The following is an 18,843-nucleotide window of genomic DNA, read 5'->3' on the forward strand; positions in this document are numbered from 1 at the left end:
CATTCGCGAGCAGGCTCGCTCCCACATTGGATCTGTGAACGACACAAATCCCCTGTGGGAGCGAGCTTGCTCGCGAAGACTTACTGGAAGGCGCCGCGATTCTGCATGTTGCGCACCGACACTTGGTCATTCAGCGTCCAGAAGTCATACAGCACGCCAATAAAGAACAACCCGCCCGTCAACAGGTAGATCAACCCGCTGATCCACTTCCCCTGATACATCCGGTGCACACCGAACACTCCAAGGAACGTCAGCAGAATCCACGCTACGTTGTACTCGATCGGCCCTTCGGCAAACCGCAAATCTGCTTCGCGATCCATCGCCGGGATCAGAAACACGTCGATCAGCCAGCCAATTCCCAGCAAACCGAAGGTGAAGAACCAGATCGTTCCGGTCACTGGCTTGCCGTAATAAAAGCGGTGAGCGCCAGTAAATCCGAAGATCCACAGCAGGTAACCGATGAGTTTGCTGTGGGTGTCTTTTTCCTTCACACGGGGTAGCTGATAGCTGTTCATGAAGACCTCGTTTCGCTCGATAGATAAATATTCTTGAATTCTTTGTGACTTTTTTACAGGTAGCCGACGTATGGCAAATGTTACCGTTGCAACCGTCAAAGCCTTATAGCACCGGACTTCTGTCAGACAATCGCGTCAATTTGCCGCTTATTTGGTTCCGTTGCCTGCCGATTGAATCGACCAACGGACTCGGAAGGGACAAAAAAGCTGTTATAAAGTTGCGCGCTACCACTTAAGAGCCACGCCTAATGCGACCATTTTTCAAGACATGGCTAACTATTTGCCTATTAATGCCACTGGCCGCCCACGCCACCAATCGTGAGCAACGTCTTCCCAACGTTAACGGCTTTACCCCTAAATCCCATGCTTCTGCCCCTTCGAGCAAAAGCAAGCAAAGCAAAGTCACCACGCTGAGCAGCAAGGGCAACAGCAAGCTGGTGCCACCGATGGCGAGCAAGGAAAGCAGCAATGTCCTTAGCCGCGCGGTGAACGTCCTCGGTACTCCTTATCGTTGGGGCGGCAGTAGCCCAAGTAAAGGCTTCGACTGCAGCGGTCTGGTGAAATACGCGTTCAACGACGCCACGTTCGACCTGCCACGCACCTCCAACGCCATGGCCAGCGGCCACGGCGAGAAAGTCGAGCGCAAGGATCTGAAGCCGGGCGACCTGATCTTCTTCAACATCAAGAGCCGTCAGGTCAACCACGTTGCCATCTACCTGGGCAACGACCGCTTCATCCACGCCCCGCGCCGTGGCAAATCGGTGAGCATCGATACGCTGAACAAGCCGTATTGGCAAAAGCATTACGTGGTTGCCAAGCGGGTGTTGCCGAAAGAACCTGCCAGCAAGCAGCTGCGTGTAGTTCAACGCTAACACCGCGGATCGTCCCCACGCTCTGCGTGGGAACGATCACGCCTCTCTCAGAAGTTATCCGGCGTACGCGCCTTCTCCCGCGCATGCTCCCGGCTGATCAAGCCCTTGGTCACCAGATCCTTCAGGCACATGTCCAGTGTCTGCATCCCCAACGACCCACCCGTCTGAATAGACGAATACATCTGCGCCACCTTGTCCTCGCGGATCAGGTTACGGATCGCCGACGTGCCGAGCATGATCTCGTGCGCTGCCACGCGCCCGCCGCCGATCTTCTTGATCAGCGTCTGCGACACCACCGCCAGCAACGACTCCGACAGCATCGAGCGCACCATCGACTTCTCGTCACCGGGGAATACGTCCACAACCCGGTCGATGGTTTTCGCTGCCGAAGTGGTGTGCAGCGTGCCGAACACCAGATGCCCGGTCTCCGCGGCGGTCAGTGCGAGGCGAATGGTTTCCAGATCGCGCATCTCGCCCACCAGAATCACATCCGGGTCTTCCCGCAGCGCTGAACGCAAAGCGGTGGCGAAACTGCGGGTATCGCGGTGGACTTCGCGCTGATTGATCAGGCATTTGCGCGATTCGTGAACGAATTCGATCGGATCTTCGATGGTGAGGATGTGGTGATGGCGATGGGTGTTGAGGTAATCGATCATCGCTGCCAGCGTGGTCGACTTGCCGGAACCGGTCGGCCCGGTCACCAGCACCAGTCCACGCGGGGCGTCGGTGATCTTGCGGAAGACATCACCCATGGCGAGGTCTTCCATGCTCAGCACTTTCGACGGGATGGTGCGGAATACCGCGCCGGCACCACGGTTCTGATTGAAAGCGTTGACCCGGAACCGCGCGACACCGGGGACTTCGAAGGAAAAGTCGGTTTCCAGATGTTTCTCGAAGTCGACGCGCTGGGTGTCGTTCATGATGTCGTAGATCAATTCGTGCACTTGCTTGTGATCCAGCGCCGGCAGATTGATCCGCCGCACATCACCATCGACGCGGATCATCGGCGGCAGACCGGCCGACAGGTGCAGGTCGGAAGCTCCCTGTTTGGCGCTGAAGGCCAGTAGTTCAGTGATATCCATAGCGCTCCTCAATTCCAGTAGAATGCCGCGAACCTTCAGACCGCTGGCGCCTCTTGATGTCCACGATAGCAGACAACATTCAACTGGTTAGTTCGCGCATCCAGGCTGCTACCGCAGCGGCCGGGCGCACTGAAAACAGCGTGCAGTTGCTCGCGGTCAGCAAGACCAAACCCGCCGAAGCCCTGCGTGAAGCGTATGCCGCCGGCCTGCGCGACTTTGGCGAGAACTATCTGCAGGAAGCCTTGAGCAAACAGCTCGAACTGGCCGACCTGCCCTTGATCTGGCACTTCATCGGCCCCATTCAATCGAACAAGACTCGCGCCATCGCCGAGCATTTCGAGTGGGTGCATTCCGTGGATCGTCTGAAAATTGCCCAGCGTCTGTCCGAACAGCGCCCGGCGGATATGCCGCCACTGAACATCTGCATTCAGGTCAACGTCAGCGGTGAAGCCAGCAAGTCCGGCTGCACCCCGGCTGACCTGCCGGCCCTGGCCAACGCCATCAGCGCCCTGCCGCGCTTGAAACTGCGCGGTTTGATGGCGATCCCCGAGCCGACCGAAGATCGCGCCGAACAGGATGCCGCTTTTGCTGCCGTGCAACGTTTGCAGGACAGCCTGAATCTACCGCTCGACACACTTTCCATGGGCATGAGCCACGACCTCGAGTCGGCCATAGCCCAAGGCGCCACCTGGGTTCGTATCGGTACGGCCCTTTTCGGCGCCCGCGACTATTCCCAATCTTGAACATTTCTGGATAAGGACCTGACATGAGCGACACACGTATTGCCTTTATCGGTGCCGGCAACATGGCCGCCAGCCTCATCGGCGGCCTGCGGGCCAAGGGTCTGGAAGCCGCGCACATCCGCGCCAGCGACCCGGGTGAAGAAACCCGCGCCAAAGTCAGCGCCGAACACGGCATCGAAACCTTTGCCGACAACGCCCAGGCCATCGATGGCGTCGACGTCGTCGTCCTGGCGGTCAAACCTCAGGCAATGAAAGCCGTGTGCGAAGCGATTCGCCCGAGCCTGAAACCGAATCAACTGGTGGTCTCGATTGCCGCCGGCATCACTTGCGCCAGCATGACCGCATGGCTGGGCGAGCAGCCGATCGTGCGTTGCATGCCCAACACCCCGGCGCTGCTGCGTCAGGGCGTCAGCGGCTTGTACGCCACCAGCGAAGTCACCGCCCAACAGCGCCAGCAAGCCGAAGAGCTGCTGTCCGCCGTCGGCATCGCTTTGTGGCTGAACGAAGAACAGCAACTGGACGCGGTGACTGCCGTGTCCGGCTCCGGCCCTGCGTATTTCTTCCTGCTGATCGAAGCCATGAGCGCCGCTGGCGTCAAACTCGGTCTGCCGAAAGAAACTGCCGAACAACTGACGTTGCAAACCGCTCTGGGCGCCGCGCACATGGCGGCTTCCAGTGACGTCGATGCTGCCGAACTGCGCCGCCGCGTGACCTCGCCGGCCGGGACTACAGAAGCTGCAATCAAATCGTTCCAGGCCGGTGGTTTCGAAGCCCTGGTAGAAAAAGCACTCGGCGCCGCCGCGCACCGCTCGGCCGAAATGGCCGAACAACTGGGCAAATAAGGAGCCTTACATGATTGGATTGAACACCGCAGCGGTTTACGTGCTGCAAACCCTCGGCAGTCTGTATTTGCTGATCGTGCTGCTGCGCTTCGTCCTGCAACTGGTGCGGGCGAACTTCTACAACCCGCTTTGCCAGTTCATCGTCAAAGCGACTCAGCCGCTGCTCAAGCCACTGCGCCGGATCATCCCGAGTATGTTTGGCCTCGACATGTCGTCGCTGGTACTGGCAATTCTGGTTCAACTGGCGTTGATGGCGCTGACCCTGCTGCTGACTTACGGCACCACCGGTAACCCGCTGCAACTGTTTATCTGGTCGCTGATCGGCGTGACCGCGCTGTTCCTGAAGATATTCTTCTTCGCCCTGATCATCAGCGTGATCCTGTCGTGGGTCGCACCGGGCAGCCACAACCCGGGCGCTGAGCTGGTCAACCAGATCTGCGAACCGGCCCTGGCGCCGTTCCGCAAGTTCCTGCCGAGCCTCGGCGGGCTCGACCTGTCGCCGATCTTCGCGTTTCTGGCGCTGAAGCTGATCGACATGCTGGTGATCAACAACCTCGCGGCGATGACGATGATGCCGGAAATCCTGCGCCTGCTGATGTGAGCTGGTTTCGCTGGGAAGGTGACGACCTGATTCTGGAATGTCACCTGCAACCTGCGGCCCGTAGCGATGACTTCGCCGGGCTGCATGGTGATCGGCTGAAGATCCGCCTGACCGCGCCGCCGGTCGAGGGCAAGGCCAATGCGTATCTAATGGGCTTTCTGGCCAAGGCTTTTGGAGTTTCCAAGAGCCAGGTGAGTCTGCTTAGCGGTGAGTTGAACCGGCAGAAGCGGGTGAAGATTTGCTCGCCGAAAAAGTTGCCGGAATTGCCGGGGCTGGTTGCGGGTTCGGGCTGAATTCACTGGCGCCCCTTCCCCTCACCCCAGCCCTCTCCCGAGGGAGAGGGAGCCGATTTGGTTGGTTTTCAGTAACTGAGTTCGCCCCGGATATATCAGGTCGGCGTCACTCGAAAGAACACCTCGGTCAGTCCCCTCTCCCTCCGGGAGAGGGTTAGGGTGAGGGCTGCTTGCCGCTAACCCCCCCGGTCTTTAGACTTACGCCTCATTTCAACGAGAGCAGGGTCGATGCCAACTGCCTTTCCCCCCGATTCTGTTGGTCTGGTGACGCCGCAAACGGCGCACTTCAGCGAACCGCTGGCCCTGGCCTGTGGCCGTTCGCTGGCCGCTTATGACCTGATCTACGAAACCTACGGCACGCTGAACGCGCAGGCGAGCAACGCCGTGCTGATCTGCCACGCCTTGTCCGGCCATCACCACGCCGCTGGCTATCACAGCCCCGACGACCGCAAGCCCGGTTGGTGGGACAGCTGCATCGGCCCCGGCAAACCGATCGACACCAGCAAATTCTTCGTGGTTAGCCTGAATAATCTGGGCGGCTGTAACGGCTCCACCGGCCCGAGCAGTATTAACCCGGAGACCGGCAAACCGTTCGGTGCCGACTTCCCGGTGCTCACCGTGGAAGACTGGGTACACAGCCAGGCGCGTCTGGCCGACCTGCTCGGCATCGGCCAATGGGCAGCGGTGATCGGCGGCAGCCTCGGCGGCATGCAGGCGCTGCAATGGACCATCACTTACCCGGATCGCGTGCGCCATTGTCTGGCGATCGCCTCGGCCCCCAAGTTGTCGGCGCAGAACATCGCCTTCAACGAAGTGGCGCGCCAGGCGATTCTTACAGACCCGGAATTCCACGGCGGTTCGTTCCAGGAAGCGGGCGTGATCCCCAAACGCGGCCTGATGCTGGCGCGGATGGTCGGGCACATCACCTACCTGTCCGACGACTCCATGGGCGAGAAATTCGGACGCGGCCTGAAGAGCGAAAAGCTCAACTACGACTTCCACAGTGTCGAGTTCCAGGTCGAAAGCTACCTGCGTTACCAGGGCGAAGAGTTCTCCGGACGCTTCGACGCCAACACCTATCTGTTGATGACCAAGGCGCTGGATTACTTCGATCCGGCAGCGAACTTCGACGATAACCTGGCGAAAACCTTCGAGAACGCCACGGCCAAGTTCTGCGTGATGTCGTTCACCACTGACTGGCGTTTTTCCCCGGCTCGTTCACGCGAACTGGTGGACGCGCTGATGGCAGCACGTAAAGACGTCAGCTACCTGGAAATCGACGCGCCGCAGGGCCACGACGCCTTCCTGATTCCGATCCCGCGCTATTTGCAGGCGTTCGGCAATTACATGAACCGCATTTCGTTGTGAGAAAGCCATGAGAGCTGATCTGGAAATCATCCAGGAATGGATCCCCGCCGGCAGCCGCGTCCTCGACCTGGGCTGTGGTGACGGCGAGTTGCTGACCTGGCTGCGCGACCACAAGCAGGTCACCGGTTATGGCCTGGAAAACGACGCCGACAACATCGCTCAATGCGTGGCCAAAGGCGTCAACGTCATCGAGCAGGATCTGGATAAAGGCCTGGGCAACTTCGCCAGCAACAGTTTCGACATCGTGGTGATGACCCAGGCGCTGCAAGCCGTGCATTACCCGGACAAGATCCTCGACGAAATGCTGCGGGTCGGGCGTCAGTGCATCATCACCTTCCCCAACTTCGGTCACTGGCGCTGCCGCTGGTATCTGGCGAGCAAGGGGCGGATGCCGGTCTCCGAGTTTCTGCCGTACACCTGGTACAACACGCCGAACATCCACTTCTGCACCTTCGAAGACTTTGAAGAACTTTGTCGCGAACGTGATGCGAAGGTCATTGATCGGCTTGCCGTGGATCAACAGCACCGCCACGGGTGGGCCAGTAAGCTATGGCCTAATCTGTTAGGTGAAATTGGTATCTACCGCGTCAGCAGCCCGGTGCTTGCAGATCATCGGGTCGCGGTCTGAGCCACGACATTTCGAGGAGGATGATCATGGGTCGTTTAGCGTTGTTGTTAATCACTGCCTGCCTGAGCGTCGGCGCCATGGCCGCCGATGTCATCAAGGGCGAGCGAAAGGAAGTGTTCGGTGATGTCACCGTGCACTACAACACTTTCAACTCCACCTTCCTGACGCCGGACATCGCCAAGGCTGCCGAGCTGATCCGCAGCAAGAATCAGGGCGTGATCAATGTCTCGGTGATCAAGGGCGGCAAACCGCTGATCGCCAACGTTACCGGCACGGTCAAAGACCTGACCAGCCAGAGCGTGCCGCTGAACTTCAAGCAAGTCACCGAGCAGGGTGCGATCTATTACATCGCCCAATACCCGGTGCCTCAGCAGGAAACCCGCACCTTCGAAATCAAGGTGCAGACCGGTGACAAGATCGACACCATCAACTTCAACCAAGAACTTTTCCCCGGCGAATGATGAATCTCAAGCAGCTCGTACTGGCCAGCCATAACGCCGGCAAACTCAAAGAACTCCAGGCCATGCTCGGCGACTCGGTGCAACTGCGCTCGATCGGCGAGTGGAGCAAGGTCGAGCCGGAGGAAACCGGTCTGTCGTTCGTCGAGAACGCGATCCTCAAGGCGCGTAACGCCGCACGTATTTCCGGGCTGCCGGCGCTGGCCGACGACTCCGGTCTGGCAGTGGATTTCCTCGGCGGTGCACCGGGCATCTATTCGGCGCGTTATGCCGACGGCAAGGGCGATGCGGCGAACAACGCCAAACTGCTCGACGCCCTCAAAGACGTGCCTGAAGCCGAACGCGGCGCGCAGTTCGTTTGCGTTCTGGCATTGGTGCGTCACGCCGATGATCCGTTGCCGATCCTTTGCGAAGGCCTGTGGCACGGACGCATCCTGACTGCCGCCAGCGGCGAACACGGTTTCGGCTACGACCCGCTGTTCTGGGTGCCGGAACGCGATGTTTCCAGCGCTGAACTGAGCCCGGCCGACAAGAATCAGATCAGCCACCGCGCCCGTGCAATGGATCTGCTGCGCCAGCGTCTGGGCCTGAAATGACCGACACCCCCTCTGCGTCGTCGCTGATCATCGGCGGCGCCGCTTCTTCGCCTCGGGCGCCGCTGCCAACGCTGCCGCCCTTGGCGCTGTACATCCATATCCCATGGTGCGTGCGCAAATGCCCGTATTGCGATTTCAACTCGCACACCGCCAGCCCGGTGCTGCCGGAGCAGGAATACGTCGACGCGTTGCTGGCCGATCTCGATCAGGACCTGCATGCGGTTTATGGCCGTGAAATCAGCTCGATTTTCTTCGGTGGCGGTACACCGAGCCTGTTCAGTGCCGAAGCCCTTGGGCGTTTGCTGAAAGGCGTCGAGCAGCGCATTCCGTTTGCCAAAGACATTGAGATCACTCTGGAAGCCAACCCCGGCACCTTCGAACAAGAGAAGTTTGTCGCGTACCGCAAGCTGGGGATCAATCGCCTGTCGATCGGTATCCAGAGTTTCCAGCAGGAAAAGCTCAAGGCGCTCGGCCGTATTCATAACGGCGACGAAGCAGTACGCGCGGCAGGCATGGCGCGGCAGGCCGGGTTCGATAACTTCAACCTCGACTTGATGCACGGCTTGCCCGATCAGTCGCTGGACGACGCCTTGAGCGATCTGCGCCAGGCCATCGAACTGCAGCCGACGCACATTTCCTGGTATCAGCTGACGCTTGAGCCGAACACGGTGTTCTGGAACCAGCCGCCGGTGCTGCCGGAAGACGACACGCTGTGGGACATTCAAGAGGCCGGGCAAGCGCTGCTGGCCGAGCACGGTTACGCGCAATACGAAGTGTCGGCTTACGCCCAACCCGGTCGCCCGGCGCGGCATAACCTCAATTATTGGAGTTTCGGCGACTTCATTGGCATCGGTGCCGGCGCTCACGGCAAACTCAGCCATCCGGACGGGCGCATCGTGCGTACCTGGAAGACGCGCCTGCCGAAGGACTATCTCAACCCGGCGAAAAGCTTCCAGGCCGGCGAGAAAGCCCTGACCAACGATGAGATGCCATTCGAGTTCCTGATGAACGCCTTGCGACTGACAGAAGGCGTGGAATCGCGCCTGTATCCGGAACGCACCGGCCTGTCGCTGGAAAGCCTCGCCGAAGGCCGGGCAGCGGCAGAACAAAGCGGTCTGTTGCAGGTCGAACCGTCACGTCTGGCGGCCACCGAGCGCGGACAGCTGTTCCTCAACGACTTGCTGCAACAATTCCTGAACTGAGCCCAACCCTCAACTTCTGTCCCAAGGGAAAACGCATGGATTTGATACTCGACCTGCTCGCTACCGTCTCCCGCTGGAGCCGCAGCAACCTCTCGGAAATCGCATTGGCGCTGGTCGGCTGCCTGCTGGTGCTGTTCGGCGCCGACTTCAAAGGCTGGGTCGAACAACGCTTGGGCAGCATCGCCGGCGCCCTGCGCGTACCGCTGATGGCCCTGCTGTGCTTGATCGGCAGCGGTGCAGCACTGATCTACGCCACGCCTTGGGTAATCAAGGGATTGAGCCAGTTCAACAACTACAGTTTGGCGCCGGTGTTGTTGGTGGTGCTGGTGTTGATCGGCGTAGTCGCAGACCGACGCTGATCATTGAATTCAAACAGGGAAGTTCATGAGTAAAAAACTGCTGGATGAAACAAGCAAGTTTCTCAGCTATGTGTTGCGCCACGAGCCTCAGGCCATTGGCCTGAGGCTGGACTCTGAAGGCTGGGCGAATATCGAAGCGCTGATCAGCGGCGCGGCACGCGACGGTCGCACTCTCGATCGCGCGCTGATCGAAACTGTCGTGGCGAGCAGCGACAAGAAACGCTTTTCGATATCCGAGGACGGCCAGCAGATCCGCGCCGTGCAGGGGCACTCGACCAAGAGCGTGGAGCTGCAGTTTGAGGAAAAGCAGCCACCAGAAACGCTGTATCACGGCACGGCGACGCGTTTCATGGACTCGATCAACCAGCAAGGCTTGATCCCCGGATCGCGTCATCACGTGCATCTCTCGGCAGAAACCACCACCGCCTCAGCCGTAGGCCAACGCTACGGCACCGTGGTGATCCTGAAAGTCGCTGCGCGGCAGATGCAGGAACAAGGCTTCAAGTTCTATCAGGCCGAGAATGGCGTCTGGCTGACAGAGCAAGTACCAGTGCGCTTCATCTCTACGTTGTAGTCCTCGACACGTTCGTCATCTATTCAGCGCTGGCTTTGACCTCACTTCGAATCATCGCACTGAGCCCGTAGTAGTCCTTACAGCCCAACGCTTCTGCATTGTCCAGATACGCAATATTCTGACCGTCGTGACGGTCATTCTCGTTTACACGCGTCAGCGCAAGAATGTAGTTGGCCTCAGCCCGATATTGATCTTCTGACAATAACAGCGCGACAGCGCGGGCCCGCATTGCCGCCAATTTGCCTTGCTGTCCGGCGGGCGCCCTCTCGTCGAAGAAGCACAGCGAACGCTTGGCCTGCAAAGGATAGACGTGGGCATAAGCGTCGGGCTTGCTCAATAACTGTTGCAGCGACTGCAAGAACTTCAAATGATCCGCGTTTTGCAGATCAAACCTTTCGTATGCCTTGTCGCATAAATGGTAGTAACCCACCGCAGCCGCCAGCAACCCCTGATCCATGGCTTTCTGGTAAAGGCCACAGGCCTCCATCCGCGTTCGCTCAGAGAACATCGGATTGTCCTGAAGGTTGGCCAGCAAGTACGTTGCGAGCATATGCCCGCCATCCGAGGCCTTTTTCAGATTGTCTGCAAGCGCTGCAAAATCGCCTTCGGCATTGCGCAACTGCTCCGGCGTATACGCGAGTTCCGGCTCCCCGGCGCCTTCCCGCCTGATCCGCTCATCGGCGTCACGCTGGATTTTTTCGGCCACTCTTTGCGCGCTGGCGAAGTATTCATCGGGCGTTACCACGCGCTCGCAAGCCGCTGAAAACAGCAGACCCAACAACAGCATGCAGGTGAAAAGGGCTTTCAAGACTCGTCTTCCTTTACAAGTGGGGGGGGGACGAAGATCTTTCGGCGGATCACCAGCAATCTTGAACAAACTCCGAAAACAATTGTGGGAGCGAGCTCGCTCGCGAAAACGTGGTGTCAGTCAACTCAGTGCTGAATGATCCATCGCATTCGCGAGCAAGCTCGCTCCCACAGGTTTATCTACAGATTTTATTGCGTAAGGCTCAGGACTGTTTTTCGAACTTCAGGTCCCACACGCCGTGGCCAAGTCGTTCGCCGCGGCGTTCGAACTTGGTGATCGGGCGTTCGGCCGGGCGTGGTACGCACTTGCCGTCTTCGGCGAGGTTGCGGTAGCCCGGGGCGACGCTCATCACTTCAAGCATGTATTCGGCGTACGGTTCCCAGTCGGTGGCCATGTGCAAAATGCCGCCGACCTTCAACTTGCTGCGCACCAGTTCAGCGAACGACGCCTGAACGATACGACGCTTGTGGTGACGGCTCTTGTGCCACGGATCCGGGAAGAACAGCATCAGGCGATCAAGGCTGTTGTCGGCGATGCAGCGGTTGAGCACTTCGATCGCGTCGCAATCGTAAACGCGCAGGTTGGTCAGGCCCTGAGTCAGCACGCCATTGAGCAGCGCGCCGACACCCGGACGGTGAACCTCAACGCCGATGAAATCCTGCTCCGGTGCCGCTGCAGCCATTTCCAGCAGCGAGTGGCCCATGCCGAAACCGATCTCCAGCGAGCGCGGCGCCGAGCGGCCGAACACCTGATCGTAATCCACTGGCGCGTCAGCCAATGGCAGCACGAACAGCGGCGTGCCTTGATCCAGACCTTTCTGCTGGCCTTCGGTCATGCGCCCGGCGCGCATCACGAAACTCTTGATGCGGCGGTGTTGGCGCTCGTCGCCCTCTTCCGTCTGGATAGGCGTGTCGTTCGATTCAGTCATCAATGGCTCTTACTTGATCAGACCATCCAGCGGCGAAGAGGCGCTGGCATAGAGTTTTTTCGGCATGCGGCCGGCGAGGTAGGCCAGACGGCCCGCGACGATCGCGTGTTGCATGGCTTGGGCCATCATCACCGGTTGCCCGGCGTGGGCGATGGCCGAGTTCATCAGCACCGCGTCACAGCCCAGCTCCATGGCAATGGTAGCGTCGGAAGCGGTACCGACACCGGCATCCACCAACACCGGGATCTTGGCTTCTTCGAGGATGATCTGCAGGTTGTACGGGTTGCAGATCCCCAGACCCGAACCGATCAGACCGGCCAGCGGCATCACCGCGATGCAGCCGATTTCCGCGAGTTGACGGGCGATGATCGGGTCATCGCTGGTGTAGACCATCACGTCGAAACCTTCCTTGACCAGCGTTTCGGCGGCCTTGAGGGTTTCGATCACGTTGGGGAACAGGGTTTTCTGGTCAGCCAGCACTTCCAGCTTCACCAGGTTGTGGCCGTCGAGGAGTTCGCGGGCCAGGCGGCAGGTGCGCACGGCTTCGATGGCGTCGTAGCAACCAGCGGTATTCGGCAGGAAGGTGTAGCGATCCGGCGACAGCACGTCGAGCAGGTTCGGCTCGCCTTCGATCTGGCCGAGGTTGGTGCGGCGCACGGCGAAGGTGACGATTTCGGCACCCGAGGCTTCGATCGCCTGGCGGGTTTCTTCCATGTCACGGTACTTGCCGGTACCGACCAGCAAACGCGACTGGTAAGTACGACCGGCCAGCACAAAAGGCTTGTCGCTACGAACGATGCTCATGGGGAATCCTCTTTAAAGGTGAGGGTCTTGCAGAATTCTGTGCCCTTGCGGGCCGAACGACTAGCCGCCGCCGATGGCGTGCACCACTTCGACATTGTCGCCGTCGTTGAGCGTGGTGTCGGCATGCTGGCTGCGCGGGACGATATCCAGATTGAGTTCGACTGCTACCCGGCGTCCGGTCAGATCCAGACGGGTCAGCAGGGCCGCAACGGTTTCACCGTCGGGCAGTTCAAGGGATTCGCCGTTCAACTGAATGCGCATGCGCAAGGCCGCCATCATTTTTAGGGGCTGGCATTCTAGCCCGATCAGACGGGGCGACCCAAGCCATTCATCGTGAAATGGACTACCCGGTCAGCTCAGCCGCCAGGCGGCCAGCCCCAGGCACAGCCAGCCGATCAGAAACGCCAGGCCGCCGAACGGGGTGATGATGCCAAGCTTGCTGATGCCGGTGATGGTCAGTAGGTACAGGCTGCCGGAGAACAACAAAATGCCGATGGAGAACGAAACGCCAGCCCAGGCCACCAGCCGACCCTGAATCTGTGTGGCCAGCAGCGCCACGCCGAACAGCGCCAAAGTGTGCACCAGTTGATAGGTGACGCCGGTGTGGAAAATCGCCAGATACTCGGGCGTCAGGCGGTTTTTCAGGCCGTGGGCGGCGAATGCACCCAACGCAACCCCGGTAAAACCAAAGAAAGCGGCCAGCATCAGAAAGCCACGCAGCATGTGGAACTCCAGTCAGACTCGATCGGCAGGGTCTGTATAATGGCCCGCTCCACGGGTTCGGCCAAGCCATCTCTATGCTGCGTTCAATTTTCCGTCGTCTCACGAAGGCCCTGCTCTGGTTCGCGGGCGGCAGCGTATTGCTGGTCCTGTTGTTTCGTTTCGTGCCGCCGCCCGGCACGGCGCTGATGGTCGAGCGCAAGGTCGAATCCTGGGTCGACGGCGAGCCGATTGACCTGCAACGCACCTGGAAACCGTGGGATGAGATCTCCGATGATCTTAAGGTGGCGGTCATGGCCGGCGAGGATCAGAAGTTTCCCGAGCATTGGGGCTTTGATTTCAGCGCTATCCAGGCCGCGCTGGCCCATAACGAACTCGGAGGCTCGATTCGCGGCGCCAGTACGTTGAGCCAGCAAGTGTCGAAGAACCTGTTTCTGTGGGCCGGTCGTAGTTATCTGCGAAAAGGTCTGGAAGCTTGGTTTACCGCGCTGATCGAGGTGTTCTGGCCCAAGCAGCGGATTCTTGAGGTGTATCTGAACAGCGTCGAGTGGGATGACGGGGTATTTGGCGCTGAAGCGGCGGCCCGGCATCACTTTGGCGTGAGCGCCAAGTCGCTGTCCCGGCAGCAGGCAAGCTATCTGGCGGCTGTCCTGCCGAACCCACGGGTCTGGAGTGCGAGCCATCCGACAGCGTATGTTTCGCGCCGAGCCGGGTGGATTCGCCAGCAGATGAGCCAGTTGGGCGGGACGAGCTATCTGCTCGGGCTCAATGATTCGCGCCGGGCGCCTTGGGCGCAGTAGCGCCATAAAGCAAAAGATCGCAGCCTTCGGCAGCTCCTACACGGGATTGCATTTCACCTGGAGAAGCTGCCGAAGGCTGCGATCTTTTGATCTGCTGAACAAAAACGCCCCGATCATTGCTGATCGGGGCGTTTTTATTTGCCGAGGCGCCGGTTACGCGGCAATCGACAACTTGAGCTTGTTCATCGCGCTTTTTTCGAGCTGACGGATACGCTCGGCCGACACGTTGTACTTCTGCGCCAGGTCGTGCAGCGTAGCTTTTTCTTCTGCCAGCCAGCGCTGGTAAAGGATGTCACGGCTGCGTTCGTCCAGCACTTCCAGCGCTTCGTGCAGATTGCTGTTGGAGTTGTCGCTCCAGTCGGCATCTTCCAGTTGACGCGCCGGGTCGTACCGGTGGTCTTCCAGATAGTTGGCCGGCGACTGGAAAGCGCTGTCGTCGTCCGCTTCCGCGGCCGGGTCGAAGGCCATGTCGTGGCCGGTCAGGCGACTTTCCATCTCGCGCACTTCCCGCGGTTCGACGCCGAGGCTTTCCGCCACACGGTGGACTTCCTCGTTGTTCAGCCACGCCAGACGTTTCTTCTGGCTGCGCAGGTTGAAGAACAGCTTGCGCTGGGCCTTGGTGGTCGCGACTTTCACAATGCGCCAGTTGCGCAGGATGAACTCGTGAATTTCCGCCTTGATCCAGTGCACGGCGAACGACACCAGACGCACACCCATTTCCGGGTTGAAGCGTTTCACAGCCTTCATCAGGCCGACGTTACCTTCCTGGATCAGGTCAGCCTGAGCCAGACCATAGCCGGAATAGCTACGGGCAATGTGTACGACAAAACGCAGGTGGGCGAGCACCATCTGCCGAGCCGCCCCCAAATCCTGCTCATAGTAGAGACTCTCGGCCAGTTCACGCTCCTGCTCCGGCGTCAGCAATGGAATGCTGTTCACGGTGTGCACATAGGCTTCCAGGTTCGCACCTGGAACCAACGCGTACGCAGGTTGCAAAGAATTGGTCATACGAAAAAACCTCCGACTTACATAACTCGCGCCTTTCGGCACTGCGAAAAATTGACCGGGAACTCAAGTACAAGTTCCCAAAAAAACCGCAAGGCCAATCACGCGCAAAAAAGATTCTACTTCGGCGCCAGCTCCCTGAGATGACGTGCGACTGCAATCCATGCACCGATATAACCCAACAGCACCGCGCCAAGCAAGAGCGACAGACCGTCGGCAACTGGCACTCCGGCCAGTGCGAAATCACTGCCGTACAAGCCGGCCAGTCCAACCACCGCATCGTTCAACCAGTTCAGGCCGAACGCCAATACGCCCCAGGACAGCAGTCCCGCACCGAAGCCATACAACGCGCCCATATAAAGGAAGGGACGACGTACATAGCTGTCGGTGCCGCCGACGAGTTTAATCACTTCTATCTCGGTGCGGCGGTTTTCAATATGAAGACGAATGGTATTGCCTATCACCAAAAGTAATGCAGAAACCAACAACACCGTCAGACCGAAGACAAAACGATCGCCGAGCTTGAGGATGGCGGCCAGACGCTCGACCCAGACTAGATCAAGTTGTGCCTGTTGTACCTTGGGCAGCTCGGAAAGTTTTTGTCTTAATGCTTCCAGGGTCGGCTTGTCGACCTCGTTCGGGGTCACCAGCACCACACCCGGCAACGGGTTTTCCGGCAGCTCGCGCAGGGCTTCGCCCAATCCGGACTGCTGCTGGAACTCTTCCAGCGCCTGATCGCGGCCGACATATTCAGCATCAGCTACGCCGGGCATGCCTTTGATCTGCTCGCGCAACGATTCGCCCTGCTCCGGGCTGGCGTCGAGTTGCAGGTACAGCGAAATCTGCGCCGCCCGCTGCCACGAACCGCCGAGACGCTCGACGTTGTTGAGCAACAGCGACAACCCCATCGGCAGGCTCAGCGCCACGGCCATCACCATGCAGGTGAAGAAGCTGCCGATCGGCTGCTTGCCGAGACGACGCAGGCTGTCGAGCAAACTGGCACGATGGCTTTCGACCCAGGCGCGGAACAGCGTGGCGAAATCCGGGCCGTCGTCATCGTCGTGCTTTTTCTTCTTTTGCGGCTGCGGATCGGCGGCCTTGGGGGCCACGCGCTCGGAAACCTTGGGGCTACGCGTCGCACTCATTCGCCGGCCTCCCCGTCGCCGATCAATCGGCCACGTTGCAAGGTCAGCATGCGATGACGCATGCGCGCGATCAGTGCCAGGTCGTGACTCGCGATCAACACGCTGGTGCCCAGCCGGTTGATGTCTTCGAACACGCCCATGATCTCGGCCGCCAGACGCGGGTCGAGGTTACCGGTCGGTTCGTCCGCCAGCAGCAAGGCCGGGCGATGGACGATGGCGCGGGCAATGCCGACGCGCTGTTGCTGACCGGTGGACAGGTCGCCGGGGTACAGATCGGTTTTATCCGACAGCGCCACGCGCTCCAGCGCCGAGTCGACACGCTTGGCGATCTCGGCCTTGGACAGCCCGAGAATCTGCAACGGCAATGCGACGTTGTTGAACACGGTGCGATCAAACAGCAACTGGTGATTCTGGAACACCACGCCGATCTGCCGACGCAGGAACGGAATCTGTGCGTTGCTGATGGTGCTCAGGTCTTGCCCGGCCAGCAGCAATTTGCCGCTGGTTGGACGTTCCATCGCCAGCAACAGGCGCAAAAGCGTTGATTTGCCGGCGCCAGAATGGCCGGTGACAAACAAGAACTCGCCACGACGGACTCGAAAGCTCAGCTCATGCAAGCCGACGTGACCGTTCGGGTACCGTTTACCGACCTGTTCGAAACGAATCATGAACGCTCCCGCTCGGCAAACAGTGCCTGGACAAAGGGTTCGGCTTCAAAAGTACGCAAATCGTCGATGCCTTCACCGACACCAATGTAGCGGATCGGCAGGCCGAACTGCTTGGCCAGGGCAAAAATCACCCCGCCCTTGGCGGTGCCGTCGAGCTTGGTCAGCGCCAGGCCGGTCAGTTCGACAGTCTGGTTGAACTGCTTGGCCTGGTTGATGGCGTTCTGGCCGGTGCCAGCGTCGAGCACCAGCAGCACTTCGTGCGGCGCGTCGGCGTCGAGCTTGCCGATTACCCGGCGAACCTTTTTCAGTTCTTCCATCAGGTTGTCTTTGGTGTGCAGACGGCCAGCGGTGTCGGCGATCAGCACATCGATGCCACGGGCCTTGGCGGCCTGCACGGCGTCGAAGATTACCGAAGCCGAATCAGCACCAGTGTGCTGAGCAATCACCGGGATCTTGTTGCGCTCTCCCCAGACCTGCAACTGCTCCACGGCGGCGGCGCGGAAGGTGTCACCGGCGGCGAGCATGACTTTCTTGCCTTCCAGTTGCAGCTTCTTCGCCAGTTTGCCGATGGTCGTGGTCTTGCCGGCGCCGTTGACGCCGACCACCAGAATCACGAATGGCTTGTTCTGCGAAACGATCTTCAGCGGCTGCTCGACCGGTTTGAGCATCGCGGCCAGCTCGGCCTGCAGGGATTTGTAGAGTGCGTCGGCATCGGCCAGCTCCTTGCGGGCGACCTTTTGGGTCAGGCGCTGAATGATCTGCGTGGTAGCTTCCACGCCGACGTCGGCAGTCAGCAAACGGGTTTCGAGGTCATCGAGCAGCTCGTCATCGATAGTCTTCCTGCCAAGGAACAGGCTGGCCATACCCTCGCCGATGCTGGCGCTGGTTTTCGACAGACCTTGCTTGAGGCGGGCGAAGAAACCGGCTTTGGTCTCCTCGGTACGCGGGGCTTCGGCCGGAACTTCGACGGGCGCAGCTTCAACCGCAACGATTGGCGCAACGACAACCGGCGCGGGTGCTGGCTCTGGCTCTGGCTCTGGCTCTGGTTGCTGGATGATTGGCGCAACTGGAGCAACCGGCTCGGCAAACACTGGCGCAACAGGCTCTGCCAAAACCGGCGCAGGCTCGACAACCGGCTCAACCACAGGCGCCGGAGCAACCTCGGCAACGAACGCGGCAGGCGCAGGAATTGGCGGTGTCACATGGGGCGCCGCCTCTTCCACCAGCGCCACCGGCTCTTCCGCCACTGGCAAAGTCAGCCACGGTTCGGCGGCCGGGGTCAGCGGCAATTCGGCGGCCACCGGGATTTGAGTCTCAGGCTCTGCCGCCGGTTGCAGCACCGGCTCGGCAATCGGCAGAACGATCGGCGTCGGCTCTTCTTCTATTACGAGAGCAGGCTCAGGGGCCGGCTCAGGAATCGCGGGCGGCGGTTCGACGACGGGTTCCTGCGGTTTTTTACGCAGCCATCCGAACAGGCTTTTCTTCTCGCCAGCCGCAGCTGGGGTCTTCTTGTCGTCGTTGGAACCAAACATGGAGGACGGCTATCTCACGGTAGCGACGCGCCATAAGGGCGCCCCGGCAAATAAATATTCGATGCAGAACAGACTGTGTTTCACCCAGCTTGTTCACGCGCAACATTTTGTCGAGGCGCCAAAGGCACCTCAAAGGTCGATTATTACGAAGGACTGGAACGGCATCGTCGGCGAAAACGCAGAGTTTAGCTGACAAACTCAAAGCTTCTGCCGGAAACCCATACAACCTATCGACTGATCAAAGGCCTGATAGGCGTGGCCGCCAGTAAAACGGATCAGTATCCTAGCACCTCCTCGCCC

General features: G+C 59.7%; 25 protein-coding genes. 14 read left to right on the plus strand and 11 right to left on the minus strand.

Going from position 1 to position 18,843, the window contains the following annotated elements:
* Positions 1-80: 80 nt before the first annotated feature.
* The gene (locus tag IAI51_RS14030) at positions 81-515 is read right to left on the minus strand and encodes an NINE protein (protein WP_187679030.1); all 435 of its coding nucleotides are present in this window, start codon (positions 513-515) and stop codon (positions 81-83) included.
* Positions 516-763: 248 nt separating this feature from the next.
* Here IAI51_RS14030 and IAI51_RS14035 point away from each other — a divergent pair, with 248 nt between their 5' ends.
* Complete coding sequence (locus tag IAI51_RS14035; RefSeq protein ID WP_187679031.1) at positions 764-1,387, plus strand: C40 family peptidase; 624 nt, start codon at positions 764-766, stop codon at positions 1,385-1,387.
* Between the two features lie 47 nt (positions 1,388-1,434).
* On the opposite strand, the gene IAI51_RS14040 is transcribed toward IAI51_RS14035, so the two are convergent.
* On the minus strand, positions 1,435-2,469 hold the full coding sequence (locus tag IAI51_RS14040) for a type IV pilus twitching motility protein PilT (RefSeq protein WP_187679032.1): 1,035 nt from the start codon (positions 2,467-2,469) through the stop codon (positions 1,435-1,437).
* Between the two features lie 56 nt (positions 2,470-2,525).
* Here IAI51_RS14040 and IAI51_RS14045 point away from each other — a divergent pair, with 56 nt between their 5' ends.
* The 11 genes from IAI51_RS14045 (at position 2,526) to IAI51_RS14095 (ending at position 10,133) form a co-directional block, all read left to right on the plus strand.
* On the plus strand, positions 2,526-3,212 hold the full coding sequence (locus tag IAI51_RS14045; RefSeq protein ID WP_187679033.1) for a YggS family pyridoxal phosphate-dependent enzyme: 687 nt from the start codon (positions 2,526-2,528) through the stop codon (positions 3,210-3,212).
* Between the two features lie 23 nt (positions 3,213-3,235).
* Positions 3,236-4,054 carry a pyrroline-5-carboxylate reductase gene (proC, locus tag IAI51_RS14050; protein ID WP_187679034.1) on the plus strand — a complete coding sequence of 273 codons (819 nt, stop codon included), beginning with the start codon at positions 3,236-3,238 and terminating at the stop codon, positions 4,052-4,054.
* 10 nt (positions 4,055-4,064) lie between these two features.
* Positions 4,065-4,655, plus strand: coding sequence for a YggT family protein (locus tag IAI51_RS14055; RefSeq protein WP_187679035.1), 591 nt, complete (start codon positions 4,065-4,067; stop codon positions 4,653-4,655).
* A complete protein-coding gene (locus IAI51_RS14060) occupies positions 4,652-4,948 on the plus strand; it encodes a DUF167 domain-containing protein (protein WP_187679036.1) in 297 nt (98 codons plus the stop codon). Before IAI51_RS14055 ends, IAI51_RS14060 begins: the two co-directional genes overlap by 4 nt.
* 228 nt (positions 4,949-5,176) lie before the next feature.
* On the plus strand, positions 5,177-6,316 hold the full coding sequence (locus tag IAI51_RS14065) for a homoserine O-succinyltransferase MetX (RefSeq protein ID WP_187679037.1): 1,140 nt from the start codon (positions 5,177-5,179) through the stop codon (positions 6,314-6,316).
* Positions 6,317-6,323: 7 nt separating this feature from the next.
* Complete coding sequence (gene metW / locus IAI51_RS14070; RefSeq protein ID WP_095186989.1) at positions 6,324-6,944, plus strand: methionine biosynthesis protein MetW; 621 nt, start codon at positions 6,324-6,326, stop codon at positions 6,942-6,944.
* Between the two features lie 26 nt (positions 6,945-6,970).
* The gene (locus IAI51_RS14075; protein ID WP_187679038.1) at positions 6,971-7,405 is read left to right on the plus strand and encodes a DUF4426 domain-containing protein; all 435 of its coding nucleotides are present in this window, start codon (positions 6,971-6,973) and stop codon (positions 7,403-7,405) included.
* Positions 7,402-7,998 carry an RdgB/HAM1 family non-canonical purine NTP pyrophosphatase gene (rdgB, locus tag IAI51_RS14080; RefSeq protein WP_095186987.1) on the plus strand — a complete coding sequence of 199 codons (597 nt, stop codon included), beginning with the start codon at positions 7,402-7,404 and terminating at the stop codon, positions 7,996-7,998. The genes IAI51_RS14075 and rdgB overlap by 4 nt, the downstream gene beginning before the upstream one ends.
* The gene (hemW, locus tag IAI51_RS14085) at positions 7,995-9,200 is read left to right on the plus strand and encodes a radical SAM family heme chaperone HemW (RefSeq protein WP_262410345.1); all 1,206 of its coding nucleotides are present in this window, start codon (positions 7,995-7,997) and stop codon (positions 9,198-9,200) included. The genes rdgB and hemW overlap by 4 nt, the downstream gene beginning before the upstream one ends.
* 35 nt (positions 9,201-9,235) lie before the next feature.
* Positions 9,236-9,559: a DUF3392 domain-containing protein gene (locus tag IAI51_RS14090; RefSeq protein WP_008083808.1), complete on the plus strand. Its 324-nt coding sequence runs from the start codon at positions 9,236-9,238 to the stop codon at positions 9,557-9,559.
* A 25-nt stretch (positions 9,560-9,584) separates the two neighbouring features.
* On the plus strand, positions 9,585-10,133 hold the full coding sequence (locus IAI51_RS14095) for an RNA 2'-phosphotransferase (protein WP_187679039.1): 549 nt from the start codon (positions 9,585-9,587) through the stop codon (positions 10,131-10,133).
* A 19-nt stretch (positions 10,134-10,152) separates the two neighbouring features.
* Here the strand turns inward: IAI51_RS14095 and IAI51_RS14100 are convergent, their stop codons facing one another.
* The 5 genes from IAI51_RS14100 to IAI51_RS14120 form a co-directional block, all read right to left on the minus strand.
* Positions 10,153-10,941, minus strand: a complete 789-nt coding sequence (locus IAI51_RS14100) for a hypothetical protein (protein ID WP_187679040.1) — start codon at positions 10,939-10,941, stop codon at positions 10,153-10,155.
* 202 nt (positions 10,942-11,143) lie between these two features.
* Positions 11,144-11,869, minus strand: a complete 726-nt coding sequence (gene trmB / locus IAI51_RS14105) for a tRNA (guanosine(46)-N7)-methyltransferase TrmB (RefSeq protein ID WP_187679041.1) — start codon at positions 11,867-11,869, stop codon at positions 11,144-11,146.
* Positions 11,870-11,878: 9 nt separating this feature from the next.
* Positions 11,879-12,673 carry a thiazole synthase gene (locus tag IAI51_RS14110; RefSeq protein ID WP_042561554.1) on the minus strand — a complete coding sequence of 265 codons (795 nt, stop codon included), beginning with the start codon at positions 12,671-12,673 and terminating at the stop codon, positions 11,879-11,881.
* A 60-nt stretch (positions 12,674-12,733) separates the two neighbouring features.
* Positions 12,734-12,934 (minus strand): sulfur carrier protein ThiS, encoded by a 201-nt coding sequence (gene thiS, locus IAI51_RS14115; protein WP_167394879.1) that lies wholly within the window; start codon positions 12,932-12,934, stop codon positions 12,734-12,736.
* 90 nt (positions 12,935-13,024) lie between these two features.
* Complete coding sequence (locus IAI51_RS14120) at positions 13,025-13,396, minus strand: DUF423 domain-containing protein (protein ID WP_187679042.1); 372 nt, start codon at positions 13,394-13,396, stop codon at positions 13,025-13,027.
* Between the two features lie 74 nt (positions 13,397-13,470).
* On the opposite strand from IAI51_RS14120, the gene mtgA reads away from it, so the two are divergent.
* Complete coding sequence (mtgA, locus tag IAI51_RS14125) at positions 13,471-14,193, plus strand: monofunctional biosynthetic peptidoglycan transglycosylase (RefSeq protein WP_187679043.1); 723 nt, start codon at positions 13,471-13,473, stop codon at positions 14,191-14,193.
* A gap of 153 nt (positions 14,194-14,346) precedes the next feature.
* Here the strand turns inward: mtgA and rpoH are convergent, their stop codons facing one another.
* The 4 genes from rpoH to ftsY form a co-directional block, all read right to left on the minus strand.
* Positions 14,347-15,201: an RNA polymerase sigma factor RpoH gene (gene rpoH / locus IAI51_RS14130; RefSeq protein ID WP_007913617.1), complete on the minus strand. Its 855-nt coding sequence runs from the start codon at positions 15,199-15,201 to the stop codon at positions 14,347-14,349.
* 116 nt (positions 15,202-15,317) lie between these two features.
* Positions 15,318-16,343 (minus strand): permease-like cell division protein FtsX, encoded by a 1,026-nt coding sequence (gene ftsX / locus IAI51_RS14135; protein ID WP_187679044.1) that lies wholly within the window; start codon positions 16,341-16,343, stop codon positions 15,318-15,320.
* On the minus strand, positions 16,340-17,011 hold the full coding sequence (gene ftsE / locus IAI51_RS14140) for a cell division ATP-binding protein FtsE (protein WP_008065082.1): 672 nt from the start codon (positions 17,009-17,011) through the stop codon (positions 16,340-16,342). The genes ftsX and ftsE overlap by 4 nt, the downstream gene beginning before the upstream one ends.
* Entirely contained in the window at positions 17,008-18,543 is a 1,536-nt protein-coding gene (ftsY, locus tag IAI51_RS14145; RefSeq protein ID WP_187679045.1) for a signal recognition particle-docking protein FtsY, read from the minus strand. Before ftsY ends, ftsE begins: the two co-directional genes overlap by 4 nt.
* Between ftsY and IAI51_RS14150 the strand changes: the two genes are divergently transcribed.
* Positions 18,542-18,736 carry a hypothetical protein gene (locus tag IAI51_RS14150; protein WP_187679046.1) on the plus strand — a complete coding sequence of 65 codons (195 nt, stop codon included), beginning with the start codon at positions 18,542-18,544 and terminating at the stop codon, positions 18,734-18,736. The genes ftsY and IAI51_RS14150 overlap by 2 nt on opposite strands.
* The last annotated feature ends 107 nt before the right edge of the window (positions 18,737-18,843 follow it).

The organism is Pseudomonas sp. N40(2020) (genome assembly GCF_014472415.1).
In the GTDB taxonomy this organism is placed as follows: domain Bacteria; phylum Pseudomonadota; class Gammaproteobacteria; order Pseudomonadales; family Pseudomonadaceae; genus Aquipseudomonas.